At 57.6% G+C, this 24489-nt stretch carries 20 protein-coding genes and 1 riboswitch; of the genes, 9 read left to right on the top strand and 11 right to left on the bottom strand.

The genetic code is table 11. The features are described from left to right. Positions 1-11: 11 nt before the first annotated feature. The 3 genes from P6287_RS20330 to P6287_RS20320 form a co-directional block, all read right to left on the bottom strand. The gene (locus tag P6287_RS20330) at positions 12-779 is read right to left on the bottom strand and encodes an SDR family oxidoreductase (RefSeq protein WP_277975223.1); all 768 of its coding nucleotides are present in this window, start codon (positions 777-779) and stop codon (positions 12-14) included. A 113-nt stretch (positions 780-892) separates the two neighbouring features. Next, positions 893-2341, bottom strand: a complete 1449-nt coding sequence (locus P6287_RS20325; protein ID WP_277975222.1) for an acyl-CoA reductase — start codon at positions 2339-2341, stop codon at positions 893-895. Then, positions 2338-3420, bottom strand: coding sequence for a long-chain fatty acid--CoA ligase (locus P6287_RS20320; protein ID WP_277975221.1), 1083 nt, complete (start codon positions 3418-3420; stop codon positions 2338-2340). Before P6287_RS20320 ends, P6287_RS20325 begins: the two co-directional genes overlap by 4 nt. A 101-nt stretch (positions 3421-3521) precedes the next feature. After that, a riboswitch (TPP riboswitch) is annotated at positions 3522-3649 on the bottom strand. A 123-nt stretch (positions 3650-3772) separates the two neighbouring features. Between P6287_RS20320 and P6287_RS20315 the strand changes: the two genes are divergently transcribed. Next, positions 3773-4039, top strand: coding sequence for a DksA/TraR family C4-type zinc finger protein (locus P6287_RS20315; protein WP_008110643.1), 267 nt, complete (start codon positions 3773-3775; stop codon positions 4037-4039). Between the two features lie 336 nt (positions 4040-4375). Further along, the gene (locus tag P6287_RS20310) at positions 4376-5065 is read left to right on the top strand and encodes an NYN domain-containing protein (RefSeq protein ID WP_137387070.1); all 690 of its coding nucleotides are present in this window, start codon (positions 4376-4378) and stop codon (positions 5063-5065) included. Between the two features lie 177 nt (positions 5066-5242). Here P6287_RS20310 and P6287_RS20305 read toward each other — a convergent pair whose 3' ends face one another. Genes P6287_RS20305 through P6287_RS20280 form a run of 6 tightly spaced genes read right to left on the bottom strand, consistent with a single transcriptional unit; the run spans position 5243 to position 12793 of the window. Continuing rightward, positions 5243-6469 (bottom strand): M20/M25/M40 family metallo-hydrolase, encoded by a 1227-nt coding sequence (locus P6287_RS20305; RefSeq protein WP_277975220.1) that lies wholly within the window; start codon positions 6467-6469, stop codon positions 5243-5245. A gap of 10 nt (positions 6470-6479) precedes the next feature. Beyond that, positions 6480-8117 (bottom strand): ABC transporter ATP-binding protein, encoded by a 1638-nt coding sequence (locus P6287_RS20300; RefSeq protein WP_277975219.1) that lies wholly within the window; start codon positions 8115-8117, stop codon positions 6480-6482. After that, entirely contained in the window at positions 8117-8944 is an 828-nt protein-coding gene (locus P6287_RS20295) for an ABC transporter permease (RefSeq protein WP_277975218.1), read from the bottom strand. The genes P6287_RS20300 and P6287_RS20295 overlap by 1 nt, the downstream gene beginning before the upstream one ends. After that, positions 8937-9884 carry an ABC transporter permease gene (locus P6287_RS20290; RefSeq protein ID WP_110867133.1) on the bottom strand — a complete coding sequence of 316 codons (948 nt, stop codon included), beginning with the start codon at positions 9882-9884 and terminating at the stop codon, positions 8937-8939. Before P6287_RS20290 ends, P6287_RS20295 begins: the two co-directional genes overlap by 8 nt. A gap of 9 nt (positions 9885-9893) precedes the next feature. Next, positions 9894-11492: an ABC transporter substrate-binding protein gene (locus tag P6287_RS20285; protein ID WP_277975217.1), complete on the bottom strand. Its 1599-nt coding sequence runs from the start codon at positions 11490-11492 to the stop codon at positions 9894-9896. A gap of 20 nt (positions 11493-11512) precedes the next feature. Beyond that, positions 11513-12793, bottom strand: coding sequence for a M20/M25/M40 family metallo-hydrolase (locus tag P6287_RS20280; protein ID WP_277975216.1), 1281 nt, complete (start codon positions 12791-12793; stop codon positions 11513-11515). 79 nt (positions 12794-12872) lie between these two features. Here P6287_RS20280 and P6287_RS20275 point away from each other — a divergent pair, with 79 nt between their 5' ends. From P6287_RS20275 to P6287_RS20265, 3 genes are all read left to right on the top strand, one after another. Further along, positions 12873-13643 carry a GntR family transcriptional regulator gene (locus P6287_RS20275; RefSeq protein WP_277975215.1) on the top strand — a complete coding sequence of 257 codons (771 nt, stop codon included), beginning with the start codon at positions 12873-12875 and terminating at the stop codon, positions 13641-13643. Positions 13644-13773: 130 nt separating this feature from the next. Beyond that, on the top strand, positions 13774-14007 hold the full coding sequence (locus tag P6287_RS20270; RefSeq protein WP_007885913.1) for a YgdI/YgdR family lipoprotein: 234 nt from the start codon (positions 13774-13776) through the stop codon (positions 14005-14007). Between the two features lie 27 nt (positions 14008-14034). After that, on the top strand, positions 14035-14265 hold the full coding sequence (locus P6287_RS20265; RefSeq protein WP_222184172.1) for a YgdI/YgdR family lipoprotein: 231 nt from the start codon (positions 14035-14037) through the stop codon (positions 14263-14265). A gap of 71 nt (positions 14266-14336) precedes the next feature. Here the strand turns inward: P6287_RS20265 and P6287_RS20260 are convergent, their stop codons facing one another. Next, positions 14337-15122, bottom strand: coding sequence for a MipA/OmpV family protein (locus tag P6287_RS20260; protein WP_277975214.1), 786 nt, complete (start codon positions 15120-15122; stop codon positions 14337-14339). 122 nt (positions 15123-15244) lie between these two features. Here P6287_RS20260 and P6287_RS20255 point away from each other — a divergent pair, with 122 nt between their 5' ends. From P6287_RS20255 to P6287_RS20240, 4 genes are all read left to right on the top strand, one after another. After that, a complete protein-coding gene (locus tag P6287_RS20255) occupies positions 15245-15940 on the top strand; it encodes a response regulator transcription factor (RefSeq protein WP_277975213.1) in 696 nt (231 codons plus the stop codon). Next, complete coding sequence (locus tag P6287_RS20250; RefSeq protein WP_277975212.1) at positions 15937-17121, top strand: ATP-binding protein; 1185 nt, start codon at positions 15937-15939, stop codon at positions 17119-17121. Before P6287_RS20255 ends, P6287_RS20250 begins: the two co-directional genes overlap by 4 nt. Before the next feature lie 89 nt (positions 17122-17210). After that, on the top strand, positions 17211-18356 hold the full coding sequence (locus tag P6287_RS20245) for an efflux RND transporter periplasmic adaptor subunit (RefSeq protein ID WP_277975211.1): 1146 nt from the start codon (positions 17211-17213) through the stop codon (positions 18354-18356). Continuing rightward, positions 18353-21418, top strand: a complete 3066-nt coding sequence (locus tag P6287_RS20240; RefSeq protein ID WP_277975210.1) for an efflux RND transporter permease subunit — start codon at positions 18353-18355, stop codon at positions 21416-21418. The genes P6287_RS20245 and P6287_RS20240 overlap by 4 nt, the downstream gene beginning before the upstream one ends. 36 nt (positions 21419-21454) lie before the next feature. Here the strand turns inward: P6287_RS20240 and P6287_RS20235 are convergent, their stop codons facing one another. Beyond that, positions 21455-24154 carry a cation-transporting P-type ATPase gene (locus P6287_RS20235; RefSeq protein ID WP_277975209.1) on the bottom strand — a complete coding sequence of 900 codons (2700 nt, stop codon included), beginning with the start codon at positions 24152-24154 and terminating at the stop codon, positions 21455-21457. Positions 24155-24489 lie beyond the last annotated feature (335 nt).

Here is a 24489-nt window from a genome sequence, read left to right as displayed (position 1 = left end):
GACCGTACGGATCAATTCATCACTAATCCGCCATCAATGTACAACGTTTGCCCGGTAACAAATTCGCTCCAGTCGGTGGCGAGAAACAGCACCGGGCCGGTAACATCTTCCGGTCGCGCGATGCGCCGCAGCGGGGTTTGCGCGGTGAGAGAATCGCGCACCGCTTCGCGCGTTGCCTGGCTGGCATCGGTGGGATACACCAGACCGGGCGCCACGCAGTTTACGCGGATCCCCAGCGGGCCCAGCTCCGTCGCCAGCGTGCGGCTAAAGCCGGTTAGCGCCGCTTTCGCGGTGATGTAATCGTGGTAAGGCACTGAAGGACGCGCCACCAGATCGCTGGTGAGATTAACGATACTGCCGCGCACGCGCGCGCGCATTAACGGCAGCGCCGCCTGGCAGACGTTATAGGCGGCTTTTACCGCGCCATCGAACTGCGACTGATAGCCTGACCACGACGCTTCCCAGAAACGTGAACGATTTTCAGTGTCGAAAACGTAGGGTGCGAAAGCGTTGTTGATTACCGCATCGAGGCGGCCGGTGGCGTTGACGATCTGCTCCATCATGGCGTTGACCTGCTGCTCACAGATGACGTCGGCGGCAATCGCCAGCGCGTCGCCGCCCAATGCGCGGCACTCCTCAACCACGCCCGCAGCAGCAGCTTCATTGCGCAGATAGTTCACCACCACAAATGCGCCCTCAGCGGCGAAGGCTTTAGCGATCGCCGCACCAATGCCGCGGCTTGCGCCGGTTACAAGAACTGTTTGGTTAGAGAATTTCATTTTGGCTCCAGGTTGATATGGTCACGCAAAATCTGTAGCGGCGCGATTTATCGCGCACAGCTGATTGATGCGCAATAAATTAGCCGCTACGGTATGTGCGATCTGTTACCGCGTCACTCCGCATACGGTGCGTAACGCTCGGCGGTCGCTTCTGCGCCCTGCTCGATCTCCGTGATGGTCACCAGATCGAGCAAACTAAAACGTCCATCGTGATGCCAGCCCGCTTCCGGCGAGGTCATATTGCCGAACGCCGCGATGCGCGTAACGCCCACTTGCCCGAGCAGAGCCGAAATGCCGAACAACGCCTGCGGCGTGGCCGCCACGCCTGCGGTTTGCAGAAAATGCCGCTGCGGCGCCACCAAATCGACCACCTCCTCCAGCGCATCCACGCACACCACTTTCAACGTACGGCCCAATGCCGCCGGCGATAAAGGCTCCGCATGATCAACGCTCACCACTGCCCAATCGTCTGCCGCCTCGCCGTAAAGCCTGCGATCGCCGCCCAGCGCGCGAATCTCCTCGCCATTACGCCACGCGGCAATGCTATTGATCTCTTCGCTCGCCAGCGGACGGCGCGGATGTTTGTGCGCCAGCGCGGCGAGTTCATGGGCGATATAGCTGGCGAACTCATCCGGCGACACCTTGCCGCCGCGCTCGACAAACAACATCTGCGGCGAGTAGCAACCGGCCTGGTCGTAACGCATCACGTCGTAAGCCACGCGGCGCGCCAGCTCCGCGCCTTGCCGTACATTCAGCGCCGAACGCGCCACCATTCCGAAGCTGATTTTGTGGCCGTGCGGCAGAAAGCGCGTGGTAACCGGCAAACGCTGTTGGATCGCCGCCAGCGTTGAATTTCCGCCATAAGCCACCAGCGCATCGGGCTGACGCAGCCACGTTAGTTCGGTTTGCGCATCGCCGCCTTTCCACCACACCACCGCGATACATTCGCCCAGTTTTGGATCGATCTCCGCCAGCAACTGCGCGAACCAGCTTGCCATCAGCGGCTCATTGCCCGGCAGTTTACCGATGGTGCCCGCCTTAACCAGCAGACCACAGATCAAACTCCACAGCGGCAAGCCCGGCACGTTGCCCGCCCAGATATGCATTAACAATTGCGGGCCAAATGCGCGCGTAAAGCCGCCTTTGGGGCGCGGCTGGAAATCGTCGAGCATCTGCGGATCGGCGAAATCCTCCGCCAGAAAGCGCTTTAACTGCGGTTGACGAAAGGTTTTCAGACAGCCGGTAAGGCCAAGCCGCACCATCTCGGCATCGTAACCGGTGACGATGGGCAGCAGCTTTTCGGCCTTGATGCGCAGTGGATGATGACGATCGAGCAGTCGCGCCACCGCTTCATCAATGATGCCCATGATCTGCGCCACGCTCAGCTGCTGGAGATAAGCGCGGGCGTTGGTGCGGATGCGCGTTGCGAGCGCCTTTATCTGCGCGTCATCAAGTTGCGGAACGCAAACCTCGAGGCTTTCGCCACGATGATTGAAACTCAGCGTGTGCCAATGCACTTCGTCAGCGGAGAGGCCCGGCAGATGTCCGGCAATTTCTTTCACGACTGTGCCTGCGCGCTGGCGAGAAACGCTTCCATGGTCAGCGAACAGCCTTTGGCATCAGCGCCGGTCGCGCGTCCCAGCAGATGGAATCCACCGGGCACCCTCACGCCTGCATCTTCCGTTAACAAGGCGGACACCGAGTTGAAATGCGCCAGATCGTGATGCACCAGTAAACCAACTTCGCCGTCCGGCACATCATCACCGGTGAGCGGATTGACCACACGCGTGCGGATCCAGTGCGGCCCGAATTTCACCGGCGGGCAGAGCTCATTGCCCGCGTCGTAAAACTGCGTGCTGATTTCCGTCATGCCGTACATGTTGATGCAGTGGGAACGCGGAATGCCGAAGGCATGAGAGAGCGAAGCGTAGAATTCTTCCGCGCCCATCTCGCGCGACTGGCCTTTGAAACCGCCGGTATCGAGAATGCGACTGCCTGCCGGCAGCGCGAAGCGGCGTTTTTGGCGCTGCATGTCATCCAGCAGAGGCACAAAGCTGTAACTGGCGCCCAGCAACGCGTAGGGTTCGCCACCTGCTTCGGCCTGTTCCAGCGCACTGAACAGACGACTGGTTTCGAGGCCATGTTCGCCCACCATCACTTCACTGTCCGGCGTGCCACACTCCTTCATCGCCAAATCAAGATAGGTCGCCAGCGAGGAGTTCGGCATCGCCACGGTATCCGGGAACAAAATGCCCATGCGGATGCGATCGCGGCCCGCCATAAAGCGACGGCGGAAGTTGAGCAGCATCGATTTTTTCCACACCTCCAGCGTCGAATGGTAACTGCGCCCTTTTACCGTGCCGGTGGTGCCGCTAGTCATAAAGATCTCGGTAATTTGCTCGGTGGGACGGCAGCTGAGCGTCAGATCTTTGAAGGCATTAATCGGGATGGCGGGAATGTTGCGCCAGTTTTTCACCGTCAGCGGCGTGCGTCCGCGCTGAGTGGCGAAGCGGCGATAAGGGGAATTGTGTGCGAACTGATAAGCGAAGATTTCGAGGGCCAGCTGGTTGAAATCGTCGTCTGAGCTATCTTCGCGCTGCAGGAATGTCAGCAGAGCCTGGATGATGTGTGTTTCGTTCATGTGCGTCGCCACCTTTGCGATTGCGCAGAGACTCTCAGGCAACGCCTGAAGAGCGCGAACTGTCCGCTACAAAGCACAAAGAGGGAATCAGGGCGCGATATCGCCCTGCGGTTCCGCATCCCTACGCCGGTATTAGCCGGATCAGGTTCGGAGGGTCACTACGTTGCCCGCGCATACACGCCAGCCGGTAGAATCTCAGCCCCTTAACAGAGCACCCCTTGGAACAAGCCGCAGTCTAGGATGGCGCGCGATGATGTGTCAACCATGTTAAATACGCGTGAAAATTTGAGCTGCCCGGCACAAATCACGTCATGTCTTATACTCAGAGCATGAGTATTTGCGGAGGTGAAGTATGGCTGGCGGTTGGTCAGAAGACGGTGCGGTACACAAACAAATTGATGCCACGGTAGATGATGCGGTGGCCCGCGCGCGTGAAAATCTTGGGCACGGTGAAAGTGCTGAATTTTGCGACGAGTGCGGCGAACCGATCCCGGAAGCGCGTCGCGCAGCATTGGCTGGCGTGCGTTACTGCGTGAATTGCCAGAGCAAGATCGATAAAAAACAGGCGGCGATCAGCGGTTATAACCGCCGCGGAAGTAAGGATAGTCAGTTGAGATAGTTATTTAAATTAGCAATTCAGGTTAATGGATATTTTAAAATTTCATTTGCACTCGTTACTTTTAATTAGAATTACCATTAATCTGAAGCAAGACCATTCGCATATCTCCTGATTTTTCAAAGTTAAATACTGCAGCACTATTGCTGAAGCCGAAAGAAGAGCCTAATTTTACAAACTTTATGGCTTAGATTTCACCTTGAGCAACTTGAGTTTAGCCAGTAATGCTGATAAGTTAGCCACACAACTCAACCCTGTACGCAGCGATTCAGTTCACTGGCCGTTAGGGTGAAAAAACCGGCTCAGGCCGGTTTTTTCGTATCTTAAGGAAGGATAAGAGTGCGTACTGCAATATTCATTGATGGATACAATGTATTTTATGGACTCCTTGCAGGTACGCCTTATAAATGGCTCAACTTGTCATTGCTGCTGTCGCATATATGCCGGGTACAGGATCCGACTGCCATAATTGAAACAATAAATTATTATACCTCCTCGGTTATTCCCCACCTCGCCACACGCGGTATTGAATCCCGACACGCTCAGGATACTTATATTCGCGCGCTGAAAACGACCGGAATAAATATCTTCACCGGACGTCATCGACTTGAGCACGCTCGGGCTCCACGTTTCATTAGTAAAAAACTACCCGCATCACGTCTGGATAAGGTAGATATCTGGGAGCTGGAAGAGAAAGAAACCGACGTGAATATTGCCATCAGTATGTATCGTTTGTTTGCTAAACAGCAGACGTTGCCAATAGAAGAGAGGATCGCGCAGCTGGTGTTAGTATCGGCTGACACCGACATGACGCCAGCACTTAAGGCGATTCGCGAAGATTTTCCCGACATTCGTATCGGGATCATTTTGCCGCACCGCCAGGGCAACGTACGTGGTGTTCCGGGTTCACTGCAGAATCACAGTCACTGGATACGCAGAACAATCACTAATGAAGAGCTTGATGCATGCCAGTTTCCTGTTCGGGTTGCGACGCATAAAAAACCTGCGGTTAAACCCGAATATTGGTAAGCATCAGAACCACGCCATTTAATGCGCCTCGCGGTAAATGGCATAGCTCGCGATGTTCTCCGTCGTGGCCTATTTCATATCGAAACGTAATGCGAGAACGGTTACTGATAAATCATTCAGTTCAACGTCCTGCGTCAGGCTAAATCCTATCAGCTCTCATCAGCGCTTAAACCTGAATTACGCGGCCTCAACCGGCTGGCAAATCTCCAGAATGGCCAGCAGATAGATGCGCACCATATCGAGGAATTCACTGATTTCAACGCGCTCATCCGGCATGGTGTTGTATTTGCCGCCTGGCCCACAGACGATCCCTTCCATGCCCGCATGCTGATAGAGATGTGCCGCATCGGTGCCGAAGAACGCCGGTGGCGTGATCACGCCGGTGGGCTGTTCGGTGCCGCGCACGGTTTTCCAGCCGCGATTCACCGCTTTGACGATGGCGGACTTCGGTGACACTTCGAACGGTAACATGGTGGGTTTATCACGGATGCCATCATCATAAAGTTCAGCTTTCAGGCCCGGATAGCGTTGGCATAAGGTATTCAGCAGCGCCTGCAGATCGGCGAGCACACCTTCCACCGTTTGTCCTGGCGCGAAACGTGCCGAGCCTTTTAAGCGCACAAAGTCAGCCACCTGCGGCGGTCGCCACTCTTCCAGATCGCGGCCTAACGCGCCATGCACGGTACCGATATGCCCACGATTAATCTTGCGATGCTCAGCGGTTTTCGCGCCGCTAAAGGTCATGCCGTTAATCTGCGGAATCAGCTCGACGGCAGCGCTGATCGCATCCACCGCTTCTTCCCGTTTTGACAGATGGCGCGTATCGCCGGTGAGCTCAATAGTAAACATCAGCGAACCGGCGTGCATGGTCAGCGCTTGCAGATCGGTGGGTTCGGCATTGATGAAGTAGTCGGCGCGCACGCCTTGCTCAATCGCCGCCAGCGTACCAATGCCGCCCTGTAACTCGCCCACCACGTAGGTCAAAATCACATCGCCTTTTAGCTTTATACCGGCATCAATCAACGTTTTTAACGCGCAAAAATAGGCGGCATCACCCGCTTTCATGTTCGAAACGCCGATACCGTAGATAAACTGTTCGTCGATTTTTCCTTCCCAGGGATCGACGGTCCAGCCTTCGGTGACTGGATTGGTATCCAGATGCCCGTTGAACAGCAGGCTTTTGCCGCCGCCGCTGCCTGCCAATCGTCCAATGGCATTCAGCCTGTTGCCGGACACGTTCTGCAGTTCGGTTTCCAGGCCCAGCTGCGCCATCTGCGCGGCCATGTATTTCGCCAATTCACGCTCGCCATCGGTGGCGCTGTAGCTTTTGTGCTGCACCATTTTTGCCAGGAATGAGAGGCAAAAATCGCGATCGATATGATGAATCAACTGTTCAGGCTTCATGTTTCTCTCGTCATGCAACGGACTTGGATAAGTCGGGAATATGCACCGCATCAAGCAGTGCACGGGTATAAGGATGTTGCGCCAGCGCCGTCATGTTGTCGCCGGGCAGCACTTCCACCACGTCACCGCGATACATCACGGCGACACGATGGGCGATTTGGCGAATCAGGTTGAGATCGTGGGTGATAAACAGATACGCGGTGCCGTATCGGCGGCGCAGTTCCAGCAGCAGCTCGATAATGGTGGCCTGCACCGAGACGTCGAGCGCGGCGGTGATCTCGTCACAAATCACCAAATCCGGCGGATTGGCAAAGGCACGGGCGATTGCGACGCGCTGCTTCTGGCCGCCCGACAATGCATGCGGATAACGCTGCGCAAACTCCGCCGGCAAACGCACTTCCTGCAGCAGGCGCGCGACCGCCTGCGCTTCGGTTTCACCTGCGGGTAAACCATACAACCGCAGTGGCCGTGCGATGATTTCGCCAATGGTCATGCGCGGATTCAGCGAGGCATCAGGATGCTGGAAAATCATCTGCACGCGGCGGCGATACTCTTTATCCATTTGCGCCCGGCCATGCAGCGCGTAGCCACAAAAGTCGAGCTCGCCGCTGAACGGCACCAGGCCGGTAATGGCTTTACCGAGCGAGGATTTGCCGGAACCCGATTCACCAACCACGCCGAGAATTTCTCCCTGATGCACGGTGAGCGCAACCGCATTGGCGGCGCGCGTGGTATTGCCTTCACGCTTCAGTAGACGATCAAGAAAACCTTGTTTGCCGTAATCGATGGTCAGCTGCTTCAGGCCGAGTAACGGTTGGTTGCCGGGCGCGTCCTGCACCAGCCGGTGCTGCGGATTGGGTACCGCCTCAATCAGCTTGCGCGTATAGGCGTTTTGCGGCGCGTTAAACAGGCTGCGCGTGTCGGCCTGTTCGACAATGCGTCCCTGTTCCAGCACACAGACGCGATTAGCCACTTTGGCCACCAACGCCAGATCGTGCGAGATGTAGAGCGACGCAACGCCGGTCTCTTCGCGCAAACGCTCGTACAGATCGAGGATTTGCGCCGAGCTGATCACATCCAGCGCGGTGGTTGGCTCATCAAAAATCATGCAGTCCGGCTGGCAGGCAAACGCGGTGGCGATCAGGATGCGCTGCTTCTCGCCACCCGACACCTGATGCGGATAGCGGCGCATCATGCGCGCCGGATTTTTAAGTTCAACGTCGTGCAGCAGCGATTCGCCCATCTCCTGCGCTTCACGCGCCGATAAACCGCGATGGCGGCGTAACACTTCGGTGACCTGCTCACCCAATGTCAGCGTGGGATTGAGCGAGGCGCTGGGATCCTGAAAAATCATGCCGAGTTTGGCACCGCGCAGCGCTGTCAGTTTGGCCGCGGGTAAAGTCAGCAGGCTCTCGCCGTTGAGACGAATATCGCCCTGCAGCTCGCGCGCATTGCCCGCCAGCCAGCGCATGATCGCCCAGCCGAGCGTGGTTTTGCCGGAACCCGATTCGCCCACCAGCCCCAACACTTCGCCGGGCATCACCTGCAGGTTGATGTCACACAGTACCGGTAGCGCATGTCCTTTGGCTAACGCGTAATCGAGACTGTAATTTTCCACCGACAGCACCGGTGTAAGCTTGTCACTCATCAGTGGCTCCTTGGGTTGAGCACATCACGCAGCCCGTCACCCAGTAAATTAAACCCAATGGCGACCAATGCGATGGCGAAGCCCGGAATCATCATCATCCACGGCGCATTAAAGAAGTAAGCGCGCGCTTCAGAGACCATCAATCCCCATTCTGGCTCTGGCGGCTGCGCGCCCAGCCCCAGAAAACTCAGGGTGGCAAACAGCATGATGGCGAAGGCGACGCGAATGGTGGCTTCCACGATGATCGGCGCCAGAATATTCGGCAGCATTTCTCGCAGAATGATGTAGTGCCCGGCTTCGCCGCGCGCGATGGCGGCGTTGATGTAATCCTGCTGGCGGGCGGCCAACGCCACGCTGCGCGAGATGCGCACCATGCCCGGCACAAAGGCGATAGTGATCGCCAGCACCGCGTTCATGCTGCTCTGCCCAAGCGTGCTGACAATCAGCAACGCAAACAGCAGGCTGGGAATCGCCATCACCGCATCCATGGTGCGCATCATGAACTCATCAAATTTGCCGCCCAGATAGGCGCTGGCGGTACCGAGCACCGAACCGATTACCATCGCCAGCGCGGTCGCCAGCAGCGACAGTAGAATGGTTGAGCGTGCGCCCACCATTACGCGGCTGAAGATGTCGCGGCCCATCTGATCGGTACCAAACCAGTGTTCCGCGCTGGGCGGCTTATAGCGCGTCAGGATGGAGATCGATTCGGGGTCAAAAGGCGCGACGTGGGCACCGCCCACCACCATCAGCAGCGCCAGCAAGATAATCAGCACGCCAGCGGCACCCTGCGGTGAACGCAGCAAACGTTTCAACATATCAGGCATAGGAGATCCGCTTATCGAGAGTGACATAGGCCAAATCAGCCAGGAAGTTCACCACTGAATAGGTCGCGGCGAGAATCATCACGCCAGCCTGAATGGTGGGCAGATCGCGCGCCTGCACGGCGACAATCAGTTCGCGGCCAATGCCGGGAATGGCGAAGATCTCCTCCACCACCACAATGCCGCCCAGCAGGTAACCAACATCCAGCGCCACAATGGTGATGGTCGGCAACAAGCCGTTGCGCAGCGCATGTCGCCAGAGAATGCGGCGACGCGATAAGCCTTTTAGCCACGCGGCGCGGATGTAATCGGTATGCAACACATCGACCATTTCTGAGCGCACCATGCGCGAGACGTGCGCCACCAGAATCAGCGCCACGGTCACCGAAGGTAGAATCAGGTGCTGGATCCCGCTGACGACGTTCTCACTGAGCGGCACATAGCCGGTGGCGGGCAAAATCTGCCAGACATCAGCAAACAGCAGCAGCACCAGCGTGGCGGTGACGAACTCCGGGAAGGAGATGCCGATATAGGAGATGACACTCACCAGCACATCGGCGGTTTTGCCACGGCGCACCGCCGCCCAGATGCCGAGGGGAATCGCGATAATCAGCATCAGAATTAAGGCGCACACCGCCAGCAGCAGCGAGCGTGATAATGCCGTCAGCAGCGTCGGCGCCACTTCAAGGCCATTGCGCATCGATACGCCAAAGTTGCCCTGCAGCGCCTGCGTCAGCCAATGCCAATATTGCTGCCATGCTGGGGCATCCAGCCCCAGACGTTCACGCACCGCCGCTAGCGCTTCCGGCGTGGCGTTTTGTCCCAGCAAGGTGACAGCCGCATCGGCCGGTAACAGTTGCGTGATGCCAAAAACCAGCAGCGACACCACTAACAAGGTGTAAACCATCAGCAGAAGGCGTTTGAGCAGATAACTTGCTGTCACGTTCGCTCCTTACGCTGCGCGCTTCGGCGCTTTGTCGGTTAACCAGATATGGTCAAGACGGAATACCGCACCGCGCGGATGCAGATGATATCCGCCGACATAATCGCGGCTGGCGGCGAGCAGATCGAAGAAGGTCGGGATCACCGATGGCACTTCGTCATGCATCAGCTGCTGCGCTTTGCCATACAGCGTGGTGCGCTGTGCTTCATCACGGGTTTCACGCGCCGCACTTACCGCTTTATCAAACTCCGCGTTGTTCCAGCGCGTTTCATTCCACGATGCGGTTGAGGTGTAGAGCAGCGAGAACACCGCGTCTGGCGTCGGCTGCATGTTGTAGAAGCCAACGTAGAAGTTGCCCTTCTTCCACACCTGATCGAGATAGGTGCTGTGCGCCATGGTCTGCACGTTGATGCGGAAACCGCCCTGTTTCGCCATCTCGCGCAGGGCGATGCCCAGCTGCGTGCGGGTGGCCGGTTTGTCGGAAGCGATGAGTGTTAAATCGATACCGTTGGGATAACCGGCCTCCGCCAGCAGCGCTTTGGCTTTGCTGTAATCCACCGCTTTTTTCGCCAGGTTGGCGAAGAACGGATACGCGCCGTTAATCGGCGTGTCGTTGCCCGGTGAACCCAGGCCATCCGCCACGAAATCCACCGACGCCTGACGATCAACGCACAGTGCCAGCGCCTGACGTACCCGCACATCATTAAACGGTTTTTGGTCGCAGCCCATGTTCACATTGAGGAACTGGCCGGAGGCCACGCGCAGCGGCAGCACGCCGGAAGATTTGGACAGGCGCGCGAACTCGCTCGACTGCGCGCTGAGCATCAGATCGGTGTCACCGGAGATCAGCGCGGAGCTCTCCGCGATGCCATCGGGATAGACCACCACTTCTACGCCATCCAGATAGGGACGCGCCGGATCGTAGTAATGCGGATTGCGCTTCACCACAATTTTGCGTTCTGGATCGTAGGAGACCAGCTGGAAAGGGCCGGCACCGAACGAGGCTTTGCTCAGCTTGTCATACTGGCCTTGCGCGATACTGGCGGGGATGATTTTCGCATCCGGATAAGCCAGCATCACCGGCAAATCGGCGTAAGGCGCATCGGTTTCAATCAAAACCGTGTTGGTATCTGGCGCGCTGACGGCGTTAATCGGCCCAATGTTATGCAGCGCTGGCGAGGCATTTTTCGGATCAAGCAGCGCCTGCAGGCTGGCGACCACATCGGCGGAAGTCAGCGCGGAACCGTCGCTGAACTTCAGGTTCGGGCGCAGGGTAAACGTCCACTGTTTAAGATCGGCGCTGGCCTGCCAGGATTGCGCCAAATCGGCTTCGGCTTTCATCTCCTGCGTCAGACGCGTTAAGCCGCTGTACAGCAGTTCCGCTACCAGATATTCCGGGTTGACGCGCACCTGATGTGGATTTAACACGCCGACGGCTTGATCAACGCTGATGAGCAGCACGCCGCCTTTACGCGCCGTGCCGCCCGGCGTGGCGCTCGCCACCTGCGCGGCATGGGCCGAGAACGACCAGGGCAGCATCGCTGCGCCCGTCAGAGCGGTAGAACTGGCGATAAACTGTCTGCGGTTTAACCCTTTCATTGCGCACATCTTCTCTTCCTCGTGATTAGTTAATTACCCTGGGTTGGCTGAAAATCATCGGCGAGATACGCCAGAATGGACTGCGAAAGTGCGATCACATCTGCCAGCGTGGTGTACTCATCGGCGGCATGAATGCGGTTGTCAGGACGGGCGAGGCCGCCGAGTAAAATCTCCTGAATCCCGGCTTGCTGGACCCAGCCCATATCGGAACTGGTGGACGATCCCCAGGGTTTGAACTCGCTGGGTTGGAAGCCAAAACCCTGACTCAGCGCCGCCTGCCAGCGCGGCCAGTGCGGACCGTCTGGATTAGCGACCGGCGCCAGATGACCAATCATTTGCAGCGTGACGTCGAGCGCGGTGCTGTCGCGCATCGCACTTTCCACACAGTGCGTCAGCTCCTGCCACACCGCGTCAAAGCGCTCTTCCGGCGCGTAGCGGCGGTTAATCAGCAGCTCAAACCGTTCCGGAATGGTTGATCCTTTGCTGCCGCCCTGCGCAGCGGCCAGCGTTAGCAGCGACGTCAACGGTTTGCCGTGATAGTGCGGCGGAGAAGGCATCGCCGAGGTGCGTTGTTCCACTTCGAGCTTCAGCTGATAAAGCGCGTTCATCATTGGCAGCGCCGCTTCAATAGCATTAATGCCGTTAACCGGATCGCCGGAGTGCGCCGAACGTCCGGTGATAATCACTTTGAGATCGATGCTGCCAAAGCAACCGGCCCAAATGCGCGGTACCGCGCCGCCGTTGAAGCTGAGCAGGTGACCGGAGAAAAGCTGTTGTTCCGCCAGATAACGAATGCCGGGATACAAGCCGCCCTCTTCATCGCTACACAGCAGAAAAACCGGATTAAAACGCAGCGGGATGGCCGCCGCCTGTGCCGCGCGCACTGCCGCCATCGCGGCAACAATGGTGCCTTTCATGTCTGCCGCGCCGCGCCCAAACAGCTTGCCTTCCGCTGCGGTCAGCGTGAGCGCTGGAAAACGCCAGCCATCGCCGGCGGGAACGGTATCGGTGTGGAAATAGAGATTGCAGTTTTCAGCGGCACCAGCATCAAGCGATGCCAGCAAATTGACACGTTCACCGTACGCGCTACCGTCCGGTGCCTGCCATAAATGTTCCGGCACGGAGACGCGCGCAAAGTGAAAATCCAGCGGTGCTAACAAGTGCGTCATCAGGTCAGCAAATGCGCCATAACCGTTGCCCGGCGGGAAGCAGGTATCGACTTCCAGCATCTGTTTTAGGTCATCCGTCATTTGCGCGCCGTCATGAGCAATCATCGCTAATGCGTTGTTAAAACGTGGATTTTGCGTCATAGGATTATCGTCTGTTGTATTTCTATATAGTTTATAGATAATGCAATTCAACGACTGAGGTCAATCGGTAATCGGAAACATGCAAAAAAACTATGACGCGAACCACGCTCAACCTTTCGCCAGACTCAGCGAAGGTGAAGGTGCGCCGCTGTATGAAGTGGTCAAGCGCCATATCAGCGAATCGATCCTGCAAGGTGAACTGCCCGCAGGCACGATTTTGCCGAGTGAAAATAGCCTGGCGGCGAAGTTTGGTGTGTCGGTGGGCACCGTGCGCAAAGCGCTGGCGGCGCTGACCACGGAAGGCATGCTGATGCGACGCCGCAAAACCGGCACCGTGGTAACCGGCTGGGCGCCGCTGCACAATCTCAGCCACTTTTTCCAGTATTTTCGCCTGCACGATAAAACCGGCGGATTGCTGCAATCCGATACCCGATTACTGGATTATCAACTGAGTCATGCCAGCGCCGACGAAGCAGAGAAACTGCAAATTGGTCAGGGCGATGAAGTGATCCGGCTGAAGCGTTTGCGTCGCGTGAAGGGCATCGCCGCGATGCATGAAACGCTGGTGCTGCCCTCGGCGCGTTTGGCCGATTTCCCACCCGCCGATCAGTTACCGCCGCTGCTTTATCGCTATTTGTTTGAGCGCTACGACCTGCGCGTCGCCGCCGTGCGTGAACAAATTACCGCTACGCTGGCGAATGAAGAGGATGCGGCGCTGCTGGAGCTGAGTTTGCCGCACGCCGTGATGGTGATTGATGAAGTGTCATTTGACCAAAGTGCCCTGCCGGTAATTTTGGCGCACCACCGTTTTAGTACCGAACACTTTATGTACGTGAATGAGATCCGCTAAGCGTGCGGCATGAACCGCCATCTGAGTCGGGTTAAACAGCGCAGATGCGCCGGGTTTCTGGCTGTTTCGGGAAAATGTTCTAAGCTATTTAGGTAGTTAAAACTTATTCCACTGAAAGGAACTCATCACGATGAAAAAAACAGTACTGGCAACGGCATTTCTTGGCACTTTTATGGCAATGACATTAACCGCTTGTTCTTCAAATCAGGCGATTAAGACTACCGACGGACGCACGATTGTGACGTCTGGTAAGCCGCAAATCGACAGTGACACGGGCCTTGTTTCTTACAAGGATGCGCAAACCGGTAAAACTGAGCAGATCAATCGCGACAAGATTACCAACATGAGCGAACTGGATAATTAATATCCTTTTTACAGCCTGGAGAGACTAATGAAAAAATCAATTTTGCTTTCTATTACTGCGCTTATTGCCCTGTCCGCTTTAACCGGATGTACGCGTACCTCGTACGCCATCCACACCAATGATGGACGCACCATCGTCACCGATGGCAAACCACAGGATGCTGAAACCGGCCTGCTGGGTTACGTCGATGCCAATGGCGTGAAGCAGCAAATCAATAAAAGTGACGTGAAAGAGATTTCTGAAGTTCCGCATAAATAATCTTTCTCACTCAAGCCGCCCGCTGTAGTGGATTTCCTTACAGCGGTGCGGGCTTAAACGCCATTCAAATCTTAAAACGTATAGGTCACCGCCGCTGTTGCGGTCAGCTGATTCTGCCTGAACACGATGGGACTGTCCGCCGCGTGATCGTCCAGCCACGTGTAGCCTGCACTTAACGCGCCGCCCCAATGCTGGGTAAACTGATGACTCCATGTCAGGTCGGTTTCTACCCCATAAAATCCCGCTGCCGGTGAGTAAGTCGCATAGCCACTTTTCACGCTTTGACGCGCACTGACGCCGTACCAGGTTTGCATGTAACGCGCATCCCCAAATAGCGCGGACGTCTGCAAGGAAAGGCTATCCTGCTGGCTTTGCAGCGGAATTAACGTTACCGAGGTGCGATAATTCACGCCCTGACTGTCTGTCAGCGGCAGCACGGCTTTCGCTTCGAGGACCAGCCACGGCGAGACCGCCCAACCGGCCGCAATAGCGGTGTTGAGCGTGGCATTTATTGTGCCCATGCCACGCAGCTTGTCAGAACCGTCGCGCCAGTCGGAATCCTTGTCTGCCCTGCCCAGACCATATCCCAGCGAATGCTCCAGATACAGGCCGCTGTCGCTTTGCAGATCGTAGCCGATCCCCTTTTGCGAATCGACGAAAAAGGCACCTTTTCTGGCCTGCAACATCGGCACCGCTTGCCAGCGTTGCTTATCTGCGCCGCTGTATGTCGGCGTGGTCTGCGCGCCCACGCCAATCATCACGCCATCCTGCGCTGCGCTGTCATCAGCGCGGCTGCTGGTACTGATACTGACCAGTAACAAACAGCCACTGTACAGCGCTTTTTTTCTCGTTATCATCGTGTCACCTCAGTTACCCATCTGTTTAGCCCCTTGCCCGGGCGTTGCGTCACGGATTGGAGTATCCCGAAGCATTGTCAATAACGTGCCAGGGATTTATGAAGAAACTGTCAAGGTGAGCCATGAACAACAGACGAGTATTGGTTATTGAGGATGATGCAGACGCGGCAGACGTGGTGGAAGCCTATCTGCTACGTGAAGGATACGCCGTGGAGATTGCCGGCGATGGGCATAGCGGACTTGAGCGCGTTGAGAAGTGGAAACCCGATCTCATTCTGCTCGACATCATGTTGCCCGGCATGAACGGCACCGAGGTGCTGGCTGCCGTGCGACGCCGCGCGGACACGCCGGTGATTATGATTACCGCGATGACCGACACGCCCGACAGAATCGGCGCGCTGCGCTTAGGCGCGGATGACTACGTGGTGAAACCCTATCATCCGGGCGAAGTGGTCGCGCGCGTGCAGGCGGTGCTGCGCCGCAGCCGGGCGGCCGTTGCGGAGGATGAAGTGCTGCGCTGGCAGGCGCTTGAGGTCAATACCGCCGCGATGACTGCAATGGTCGCGCAGCCAGAGCAACAGCCAACACGCGTTGAACTCACGCCAACCGAATTTTCCCTGCTGGTGACCCTGATGCGAGCGCCGGTACGCGCACTCAGCCGTCACTATCTGATCGAAACCTGCATGCCTGAAAGCGAGGCGCTGGAAAGGGTGATCGACACCCACGTCTATAACCTGCGTAAGAAGCTCGAAAACGCCGGTCTATCCGAGATATTACTCAACGTGCGCGGCGTGGGTTACAGGTTCAGACAGCCATGAAAAAGTCACCTCCTCAAACGCTATGGCGCTGGATCTGCGTGCGCATTTTGACGCTGGCCATCGTCACGGTGATTGCCGTCGCCGGGATTATGTTCCTGCGCTTTGCGCTGCAAAACCTGTGGATCATCCACCATATGCCGCCGGCGATGCGCCAGGAATTTCTGACGCTGCGTGCGCATCCGCAAACCAATCTGCCGCGCTTCCACGAGATCGTTGATGAACGCTGGGGCGTGCGCTACTCCGATCCTTCGGTGGGTGCCGCTGACTGGCTGATGGTGATCATCCTGATTTTCATCATTACGCCGTTTGTTGCCTTCACCGTTCTGCGCAACGCCCGCCCGCTGGCGTTGCAGTTTAGCCACCTGAAAAAAACCGCTGATCGGGTATCCGAAGGGCAGTTTGGTTCCGCCGCCACCATTGTAAAAAGCGCGCCGGCGGAGCTGTTGCACTTCGCACACGACTTTAATCGCATGAGCCAGCAGCTGGCGCTCTACGATCGTGAACTGCGCGCCTCGCACGTGGCGCTGGCACACGAACTCCGTTCGCCGCTGACGGCCGCCATTGGCCGGTTACAAGGTCTGCTGGATGGCGTGTTTCAGCCCGAACCTCAGCAGCTGGAGATGATCATGAAACAGCTGCGCCACATGAGCCGACTGATCGATGAGCTCCACCTGCTGTCGCTGGCCGACGCCGGACAACTCAAGTTGGATCTGCATGAGATCAACCCCGGAGAACTGGCGCGGGAGCGCGTGGCCTGGGTGCGACCGCAAGCCGAAGCCAGCGGCATGATCATCAGCGTGGCAGCAGACAGCACGCTCACCTGCCGCGCCGATCCCTTCCGCCTGGGTCAGGTGTTTAGCGTGTTAATTGAAAATGCGTTGCGCTATGGCAAGCCTGCGGGCCATTTGCATATTACCGCCCGCGCAGTGCCGGGAGGCTGCAGCATCGAATTCAGGGATGATGGCCCCGGCGTGGCACCTGAGTTTCTGCCCGAGATGTTTGAACGCTTCACGCGCGGTGAATCCTCGCGCGCGCGCCACTCAGGCGGCAGCGGGCTAGGCTTGTCGATCGCTCGCGCCATCTGCGCGGCGCACGGCGGCAGGATCAGCGCCAAACTACCCAAAGAGGGCGGCCTCAGCCTGGCGATTTTCCTGCCGGACGTCAGTCCGGCACCGTTTTAAGCGCTCTTGACAGGATCTTGACTCGCCGTACAACGAATCTCGACAGTTCGCCGTTTTAATGGCGCCAAATCCTTGTACGGAGTGGCGCCATGACTGACTCTTTCACCGGCCTGGTCAAACAGGCCGCCGACCATCTTATCGATGCACAACGCCTGATAACGTTACTGCCATTGTTGCCCTGCATGGTGGTCATCGCCTTGTCGCTGACTGCCTGCGGGCCACGCGATCCCTTACCACCCGCGCCTCCCCGACCGGTAAAATTCATCACCGTGAAGCCCGCCCTGCAAGGGCAACAGGTGCAGATGACCGGCGATATTCATGCCCACGACGAAACATCATTGGGTTTCAGGCTGGATGGGCGGATTCTGACGCGCCCTGCCGAAGTGGGCGATCGTGTTGACGCCGGTCAGGTGCTGGCAACGTTAGAGAGCAGTACTACCGCCAATGCGTTACGCAGCGCGATGGCGGACACCGACAGCGCGCGGGCAGCTGAACGCGTTGCGGCGCTGAATCTACATCGTATGAAACAGTTGATGCCTTCCGGTGCGATTGCACGGGCGCAGCTCGACAGCGCGCAATCCGATTGGCAATCCGCTGCGGCGCACCTGCAAAGCAGCGAAGCCGCACTCAACAGCGCGCAGGAAAATCTACGCTGGACGCAGCTGACGGCTCCTTTTAGCGGCGTGATCACCGCCGTCAGCGCCTCTGCCGGACAGGTCGTGAGCACCGGTCAAACGGTGATGTCACTGGCAAGCGGTGCGCGGCGGGATGTGGTTCTGGATGTGCCTTTCCCGGCAGCATTTTCCTCGCTCCCCAGCGATACCTTTCGCGTAACTCTGCTCTCTTCACCGGCGATCACCGCGCAGGCGCATCTGCGCGATATCAGCCCGCAGGCCGACCCGCAAACGCGGACCTGGCGGGTTCGATTAACGCTAGACGATCCACCGCCAGCGATGCTGTTGGGCGCCAGCGTCAGCGTTGCACTACCGGAGAGCGATCCCCGCACCTTTATCCTTCCTGCATCCGTGCTGACGCGCCTGGCGGACAAGCCGGCGGTGTTTGTGCTGGATGCGCAGCACGGCAAGGTCACACGCCGCACGGTGGTGATTTCCCGCTTCACCGCCAGCGAAGTCTATATCGCCAGTGGTCTCACGGCAGGCGAAAGCGTGGTCACCGCAGGCGTCAGCACACTGCGCGATGGCGAAGCGGTTACGCGGGGAGATGAGCAGCCATGAGTGAACCTTCCGCTCGCGATAAATTCAACCTTTCCGCCTGGGCGCTGGCTCATCAACAGCTGATGGCTTTTCTGATGCTGATGATCCTTGGCGCTGGCGTGCTCAGCTATCAGGCGCTGCCGCGCAACGAAGATCCCGCCTTTACCATCAAAACCGCCGTGGTCTCCGCGCAGTGGCCCGGTGCCGATCTCGACGATACGGTGCAACTGCTGACTGAACCGCTGGAGAAAAAGCTGCAGGAAGTGCCCTATCTGGATTACGTGCAGAGCGAAACGCATCCCGGCAAAACCGTTATCTTTGTCAATCTGCGCGACAGCACGCCGCCCGGCAAAGTGCAGGACATCTGGTATCAGGTACGCAAGAAAATGCAGGATGTCAGCTCCGCGCTGCCTGCGGGCGTTGCGGCACCGGCGGTCAATGATGATTTTGACGATACTTTTGGCACGATTTACGGTTTTACTGCTGAAGGATTTAGCACGCGTGAACTACGCGATCGCGTTGAGTCGATTCGCGATCGGCTGATGAGCTTACCGGATGTCGGCAAAATTACGTTGCTCGGCGTGCAGGAGCAGCAGATTGTGGCGAGCTTCTCTCCGCGCAAGCTCGCGGGAATGGGCCTGAGCCTGCAACAGGTCACCGATGCCTTGCAGGCGCAGAATGCCTTGTCACCCACAGGCGTCATTCGCACCAACAGCGATAACATCGCGCTGCGCGTCAGCGGTGCCTTCAACTCGGAACAAAGCCTGCGCGCCGTGACGCTGCACATCAACGATCGCTACATTCCCCTGACCGATATCGTCACGCTGACGCGTGTGGCGGCGGAACCGCCAACGCCGCTCTATCGCGTCAACGGTAAGCCAGCGATTGGGCTGGCGATCTCCATGGCGCCGACCGGCAATATGCTGGATTTTGGCCACGCGTTAACGGACAAAATGTCGCTGATTGCCAGCCAACTGCCGCACGGAATTGAGGTAACGAAAGTGGCGGATCAGTCCCGGGTGGTCAGCGACGCGGTCAGCGGATTTGTGCGGGTGCTCGGGGAAGCCATCGTTATTGTGTTGGCCGTCTCTTTCGTCTCGCTCGGGCTGCGTGCCGGTTTAGTTGTGGCGGCGGCGATTCCTCTGGTGCTGGCGATGACCTTTACCGGCATGATGCTGGCGGGCATTGGGCTGCAACGCATTTCACTTGGCGCGCTGATCATCGCGCTGGGGTTGTTGGTGGATGACGCGATGATCGCGGTGGAGACCATGGTCGCCCGACTCGAAGCCGGTGATTCCCGCTGGCGCGCCGCTACCGTAGCCTTTGAAACCACCGCATTTCCGATGCTCACCGGCACGCTGGTGATGATTGCCGGTTTCATTCCCGTCGGCTTCGCCGCGTCCGGCGCGGGGGAGTATTGCTACTCGCTGTTTGTGGTGGTGCTGATCTCGCTGCTCAGTTCATGGGTCGTTGCGGTGCTGTTCTCTCCGCTGACCGGCAGCTGGATCCTGTCATCAAGGCCAGATAAATCGCACGCTGAACCCGGTTGGTTGCTGCGCCTCTATCGCCGTCTGGTTTCACAGGTGTTACGCCATCGGGGTTTGACGCTCGGCCTGGCGGGCGCATCGCTGCTGCTCGCCATCTGGGGCATGAGCCACCTGCAGGGCGAGTTTTTCCCGGCATCCGATCGCCCGGAGCTGCTGGTCAGCCTCACGCTGCCCGCAAATGCCTCGCAGGCGCGCACGTTAAGCGTGGTAGAACAGCTCGAAGCGAAACTCAGCGGCAACACCAATATCGACCATTTCTCCTCCTATAGCGGCAGCGGCACCGTGCGTTTTTATCTGCCGATGGATGTGCTAAACGATGATGAAAACATCGCCCAGCTGGTCGTGGTAGCCAAAAATCTGGCGGCGAGGGATCGGTTGAAAGCTGAACTCGATCGCCTGCTGGCAGGCGATTTCAGCGATGTGGTGACGCGCGTATCGCCGCTGGAACTGGGGCCGCCGGTTGGCTGGCCGATCCGCTATCGCATCAGCGGGCCGCACTACGAGCGGGTGAAACAGTATGCGGAAAAGCTGGCCAGCATCCTCGGGCAATCCCGCGCGACGCGCAGCGTAAACCTGACAGCGGGCGAGCCGGAACGCGTCATCACCTTTGTGGTGAACCAGACTGCAGCCCGCGCGGCTGGCGTCTCTTCACAGGATATCGCGCAGCTGCTGAACCGCGTATGGTCCGGTCAAAGCGTGACTACCGTGAGAGATCATAACCGGCTGGTTGATGTGCTGTTGCGCGCCAACGATGCTGACCGGCTGGACTTAACGAGCCTCGCTGCGCTGAAACTGACCACCGTGTCAGGCGCGAAGATTGCCATCGGCCAGGTTGCGGCACTGCAGTGGGGATTGCAGGATCCGGTGATGTGGCGTCGCCAGGGTTTTCCCTATGTGGTGGTACAAACTGATGTGGCGGCGGGCATGCAAGCGGAGACCACATCCGCGCAGCTCAGCGCAGATGTCCAGCAGCTGCGTGCCGGATTAGCGCCGGGTTACACCCTTGATGAAGAGGGCACGGTTGCCGAATCGGATAAAGGTAACGGCTCAGTGTTTGCCGTTTTGCCGGTGACGTTGTTTGTCATGCTGATACTGCTGATGGTGCAGCTGCAACGCGTATCGCGCATGTTGCTGGCATTGGCGATGGCGCCTTTTGGACTGCCTGGCATTGTTCTGGCGATGCTGCCCAGCGGCACGCCGATGGGATTTGTCGCGCTGCTCGGTATGATTGCGCTGGCTGGCATGATCATCCGCAACGCGGTGATCCTGATCATGGAAGCCGATAGCAATCTGCGTGCTGGCATGTCGCGCAATGATGCGGTAAGCCAAGCGGCTGAGCATCGTGCCCGCCCGATTCTTCTCACCGCCTGCGCCGCGATTTTAGGCATGATTCCCATCTCACATCAGGTGTTTTGGGGGCCGATGGCCTACGCCATCATTGGTGGATTGCTGGTGGGAACGCTGATGACGCTGACGGTATTGCCCGCTGCGCTCAGTCTGGTGATGCAGCGTGAATCAGCGTCTTCCGCTGAATGAAAAAGTGTTGGCTGGCATTGCGCCAGCCAACATACGTTAACGTGCCAGGCGCCAGCCGCGTGTCAGGCGCTTCTCTATCTCCACCAGCACAAAGATCCCGGCGCTCACCGCCAGCGAAATCAGCCAGTATTTGAACGGCAGCGGCGCGGTGCCAAACAGCGTATTCATCAATGGAACATAGATAATCATCGCCTGCAGCGCGATAAGCACCACGGTGACCAGCCAGATGCCACGGTTTTTCAGCAAGCCGGCATCCAGCGAGAATCCGTTGCTGTTGCGACAGTTCAGCATATAAACCCACTGCGCGGTGACCAGCATCTGCAGCAGCACAGTGCGGATGAACTCCGGCGTGTAGCCGCGCGGCTGGAGCCAGGCTTCCAGCACAAAGGCGCTAATCGAAATCAGCAGGCCGACGAAGATCACGCGCCAGATGGCGTAAGCGTCCATCACCGGGCTGCGTGCGTTACGCGGCGGGCGGCGCATGATGTTGCGCTCTGCCGGTTCAAATGCCAGACCAAACGACAGCGTTGCCGAGGTCGCCATGTTCATCCACAGAATCTGTACTGGCGTCAGCGGCAGCAGGTTGCCCATCAGAATCGCAATGATGATCAGCAATCCCTGCGCGAGGTTGGTCGGCATGATAAACAGAATGGTTTTCTTCAGGTTATCGTAGACGCGTCGGCCCTCTTTCACTGCAGCTGCGATGGTGGCGAAGTTGTCGTCGGCGAGGATCATATCCGCCGCCTCTTTGGTCACTTCGGTGCCTTTGATGCCCATCGCGATGCCGACGTTGGCCTGCTTCAGCGCGGGCGCATCATTGACGCCATCACCTGTCATGCCGACGATCTCACCGCTGCTCTCCAGCGCTTTCACCAGACGCAGCTTATGCTCGGGGCTGGTACGGGCAAAAATGTCGTATTTACGCGCAGCCACGCCCAACTCGGCATCATCCATGTGCTCCAGCTGGTAACCGGTGATGGCAGAATCGCTGTTACCAATGCCCAGCATCTGGCCAATCGCCATCGCGGTTTCCGGGTGATCGCCGGTGATCATCTTCACGCGAATTCCCGCCTGCTGGCAGTCGCGAATCGCGGTGATGGCTTCAGGACGCGGCGGATCCATCATGCACGCCAGGCCCAGCATCTTCATGCCGTTGCGTAAATCCTCATGATCGATGTGGTGCTGCGCTTCCGGCAGCCAGCGCCACGCGGCGGCAACCGTGCGCAACCCTTCGCTGGCGTAGGTGGTGATCGCCGCTTCCCAATATTCGCGATCAATCACTTCCGCATCGGTAGCACCCTGCTGCTGTTGACACAGCGACAGCAACACATCGGGCGCACCGGTCATCAGCAGGCACGGTTTGCCATCAATCAGGCAGCTCACCGCCATGTATTTGTAGGCCGAGTCAAACGGCAGCTTGCTCAGAATCTGCACCTTGTCACTGTGAATGCCCGCCTTGGCGGCCAGCACTTTCAGCGCACCTTCGGTTGGGCCACCCACAATGCCCCAGTTGCCGTGGGCATCCTGACGCAGCTGGCTTTCGTTACAGATATCCACCACCTGCAGGAAGCCCTGCATCAGCGCATCGCTCTGCTGGCCCGCTTCAAGGGTGAATTCGCCTTTGGGTTCATAGCTGTTGCCGCTGATGCGCCACTGGCTGTTCGCCAGCACCACCGCTTTCACCGTCATCTCGTTCATGGTCAGCGTGCCGGTTTTATCCGAGCAGATCACCGTCATGGCACCGAGCGTTTCGACCGTCGGCAGCTTGCGAATGATGGCGTGATTGCGTGCCATCGACTGCACGCCAAGCGACAGAATGATCGAAATAATCGCCGGTAGACCTTCCGGCACCGCCGCTACCGCGAGGCTGATCACCGACAGCAGCAGCTCCGTCACCGCGATGTCGCGCAGCAGATAACCAAACACAAACAGCGCCGCCATCATCAACATGATGATGCCGAAGATGGCTTTTCCGAGTTTGTCGATCTGCACCAGCAGCGGGGTTTTCGCCTCTTCAATCGCGCAGATCATCGCATTGATGTGGCCCAGCTCGGTGTCGCCGCCGGTGGCGATCACCACGCCCAGCGCGGTACCTGAACTGACGGTGGTGCCGGAATAGGCCAGATTCAGGCGATCGCCGAGCCCTTTTTCACCTTCAAGTGCCACGGTGTTCTTTGATACCACCGTGGATTCGCCGGTCAGAATCGCCTCTTCGACACGCAAGTTATGTACCTCGAACAGCCGCAAATCCGCCGGGATCTTATCGCCTGGGCGCAGCATTACCACATCGCCGACCACCAGATGCTGCGTAGCGACGGTGATCTGCTGGCCATCGCGCAGCACCATGGCATCGCTCGACATCATGTTCTGGATGCTTTTCAACGACTTTTCGGCGTTGCTTTCCTGAATGAAGCCGATCAGGGCGTTGATCACCGCCACGCCGAGAATCACAAAGGTATCCACCCAATGGCCCATCACCGCGGTGATCACCGCCGCAGCCAGCAGGATGTAGATCAGTACATCTTTGAAATGCGCCAGAAAACGCATCAGCAGTGATTTTTCCGCCTTTTGCGGCAGCACGTTCGGCCCGTCGGCGTCCAGTCGTTGCTGTGCGTCGGTGCTGCTCAACCCCGCGGGTGAGCTGTTGATGGCTTTAAATACGGCGGCGTTATCCTGCTGATAATAGGGACGCGCGGATGCTTCCGGACGTTTTGGCTGAATAGGAATAACGGTCATAATTAACCCCGTGACATTGAATTGAAAATAAAAAAGCGTGCGAAAATAAAAACCACATTTTAATTATATTTTCCCGAAGCATACTGACCGTGGTCATGTTTTTACTGATTCAGAAGTGTGATGCTAATAGTGATAGCACTGATTGCGTAATGTTATTATTTAAAAGCAAATAGAAAGACACATGACACATATTAATTTTAGTTTCATCTCGAAATGTATTAATCATAGGGGGAATTATTATGAATAAATTACACAACCTGACAATACCGATGATCATTTCCTTTATTATCATTGCGGTATCATCAGCTACCGCCATCGGCTTACTCTCTTATCAT

Origin of the sequence: Pantoea sp. X85 (assembly GCF_029623675.1) — a bacterium.
In the GTDB taxonomy this organism is placed as follows: domain Bacteria; phylum Pseudomonadota; class Gammaproteobacteria; order Enterobacterales; family Enterobacteriaceae; genus Pantoea; species Pantoea leporis.
Note: the sequence above shows the minus strand (reverse complement) of the source record. Positions and strands in the feature narration are given on the sequence as shown.

Excerpts from the sequence above, each read along its gene's own strand:
- P6287_RS20330 (WP_277975223.1), bottom strand. The coding sequence starts at position 779 with ATGAAATTCTCTAACCAAACAGTTCTTGTAACCGGCGCAAGCCGCGGC.
- P6287_RS20320 (WP_277975221.1), bottom strand. The coding sequence starts at position 3,420 with ATGAACGAAACACACATCATCCAGGCTCTGCTGACATTCCTGCAGCGC.
- P6287_RS20315 (WP_008110643.1), top strand. The coding sequence starts at position 3,773 with ATGGCTGGCGGTTGGTCAGAAGACGGTGCGGTACACAAACAAATTGAT.
- P6287_RS20305 (WP_277975220.1), bottom strand. The coding sequence starts at position 6,469 with ATGAAGCCTGAACAGTTGATTCATCATATCGATCGCGATTTTTGCCTC.
- P6287_RS20300 (WP_277975219.1), bottom strand. The coding sequence starts at position 8,117 with ATGAGTGACAAGCTTACACCGGTGCTGTCGGTGGAAAATTACAGTCTC.
- P6287_RS20295 (WP_277975218.1), bottom strand. The coding sequence starts at position 8,944 with ATGCCTGATATGTTGAAACGTTTGCTGCGTTCACCGCAGGGTGCCGCT.
- P6287_RS20285 (WP_277975217.1), bottom strand. The coding sequence starts at position 11,492 with ATGTGCGCAATGAAAGGGTTAAACCGCAGACAGTTTATCGCCAGTTCT.
- P6287_RS20280 (WP_277975216.1), bottom strand. The coding sequence starts at position 12,793 with ATGACGCAAAATCCACGTTTTAACAACGCATTAGCGATGATTGCTCAT.
- P6287_RS20275 (WP_277975215.1), top strand. The coding sequence starts at position 12,873 with ATGCAAAAAAACTATGACGCGAACCACGCTCAACCTTTCGCCAGACTC.
- P6287_RS20270 (WP_007885913.1), top strand. The coding sequence starts at position 13,774 with ATGAAAAAAACAGTACTGGCAACGGCATTTCTTGGCACTTTTATGGCA.
- P6287_RS20265 (WP_222184172.1), top strand. The coding sequence starts at position 14,035 with ATGAAAAAATCAATTTTGCTTTCTATTACTGCGCTTATTGCCCTGTCC.
- P6287_RS20260 (WP_277975214.1), bottom strand. The coding sequence starts at position 15,122 with ATGATAACGAGAAAAAAAGCGCTGTACAGTGGCTGTTTGTTACTGGTC.
- P6287_RS20255 (WP_277975213.1), top strand. The coding sequence starts at position 15,245 with ATGAACAACAGACGAGTATTGGTTATTGAGGATGATGCAGACGCGGCA.
- P6287_RS20250 (WP_277975212.1), top strand. The coding sequence starts at position 15,937 with ATGAAAAAGTCACCTCCTCAAACGCTATGGCGCTGGATCTGCGTGCGC.
- P6287_RS20245 (WP_277975211.1), top strand. The coding sequence starts at position 17,211 with ATGACTGACTCTTTCACCGGCCTGGTCAAACAGGCCGCCGACCATCTT.
- P6287_RS20240 (WP_277975210.1), top strand. The coding sequence starts at position 18,353 with ATGAGTGAACCTTCCGCTCGCGATAAATTCAACCTTTCCGCCTGGGCG.
- P6287_RS20235 (WP_277975209.1), bottom strand. The coding sequence starts at position 24,154 with ATGACCGTTATTCCTATTCAGCCAAAACGTCCGGAAGCATCCGCGCGT.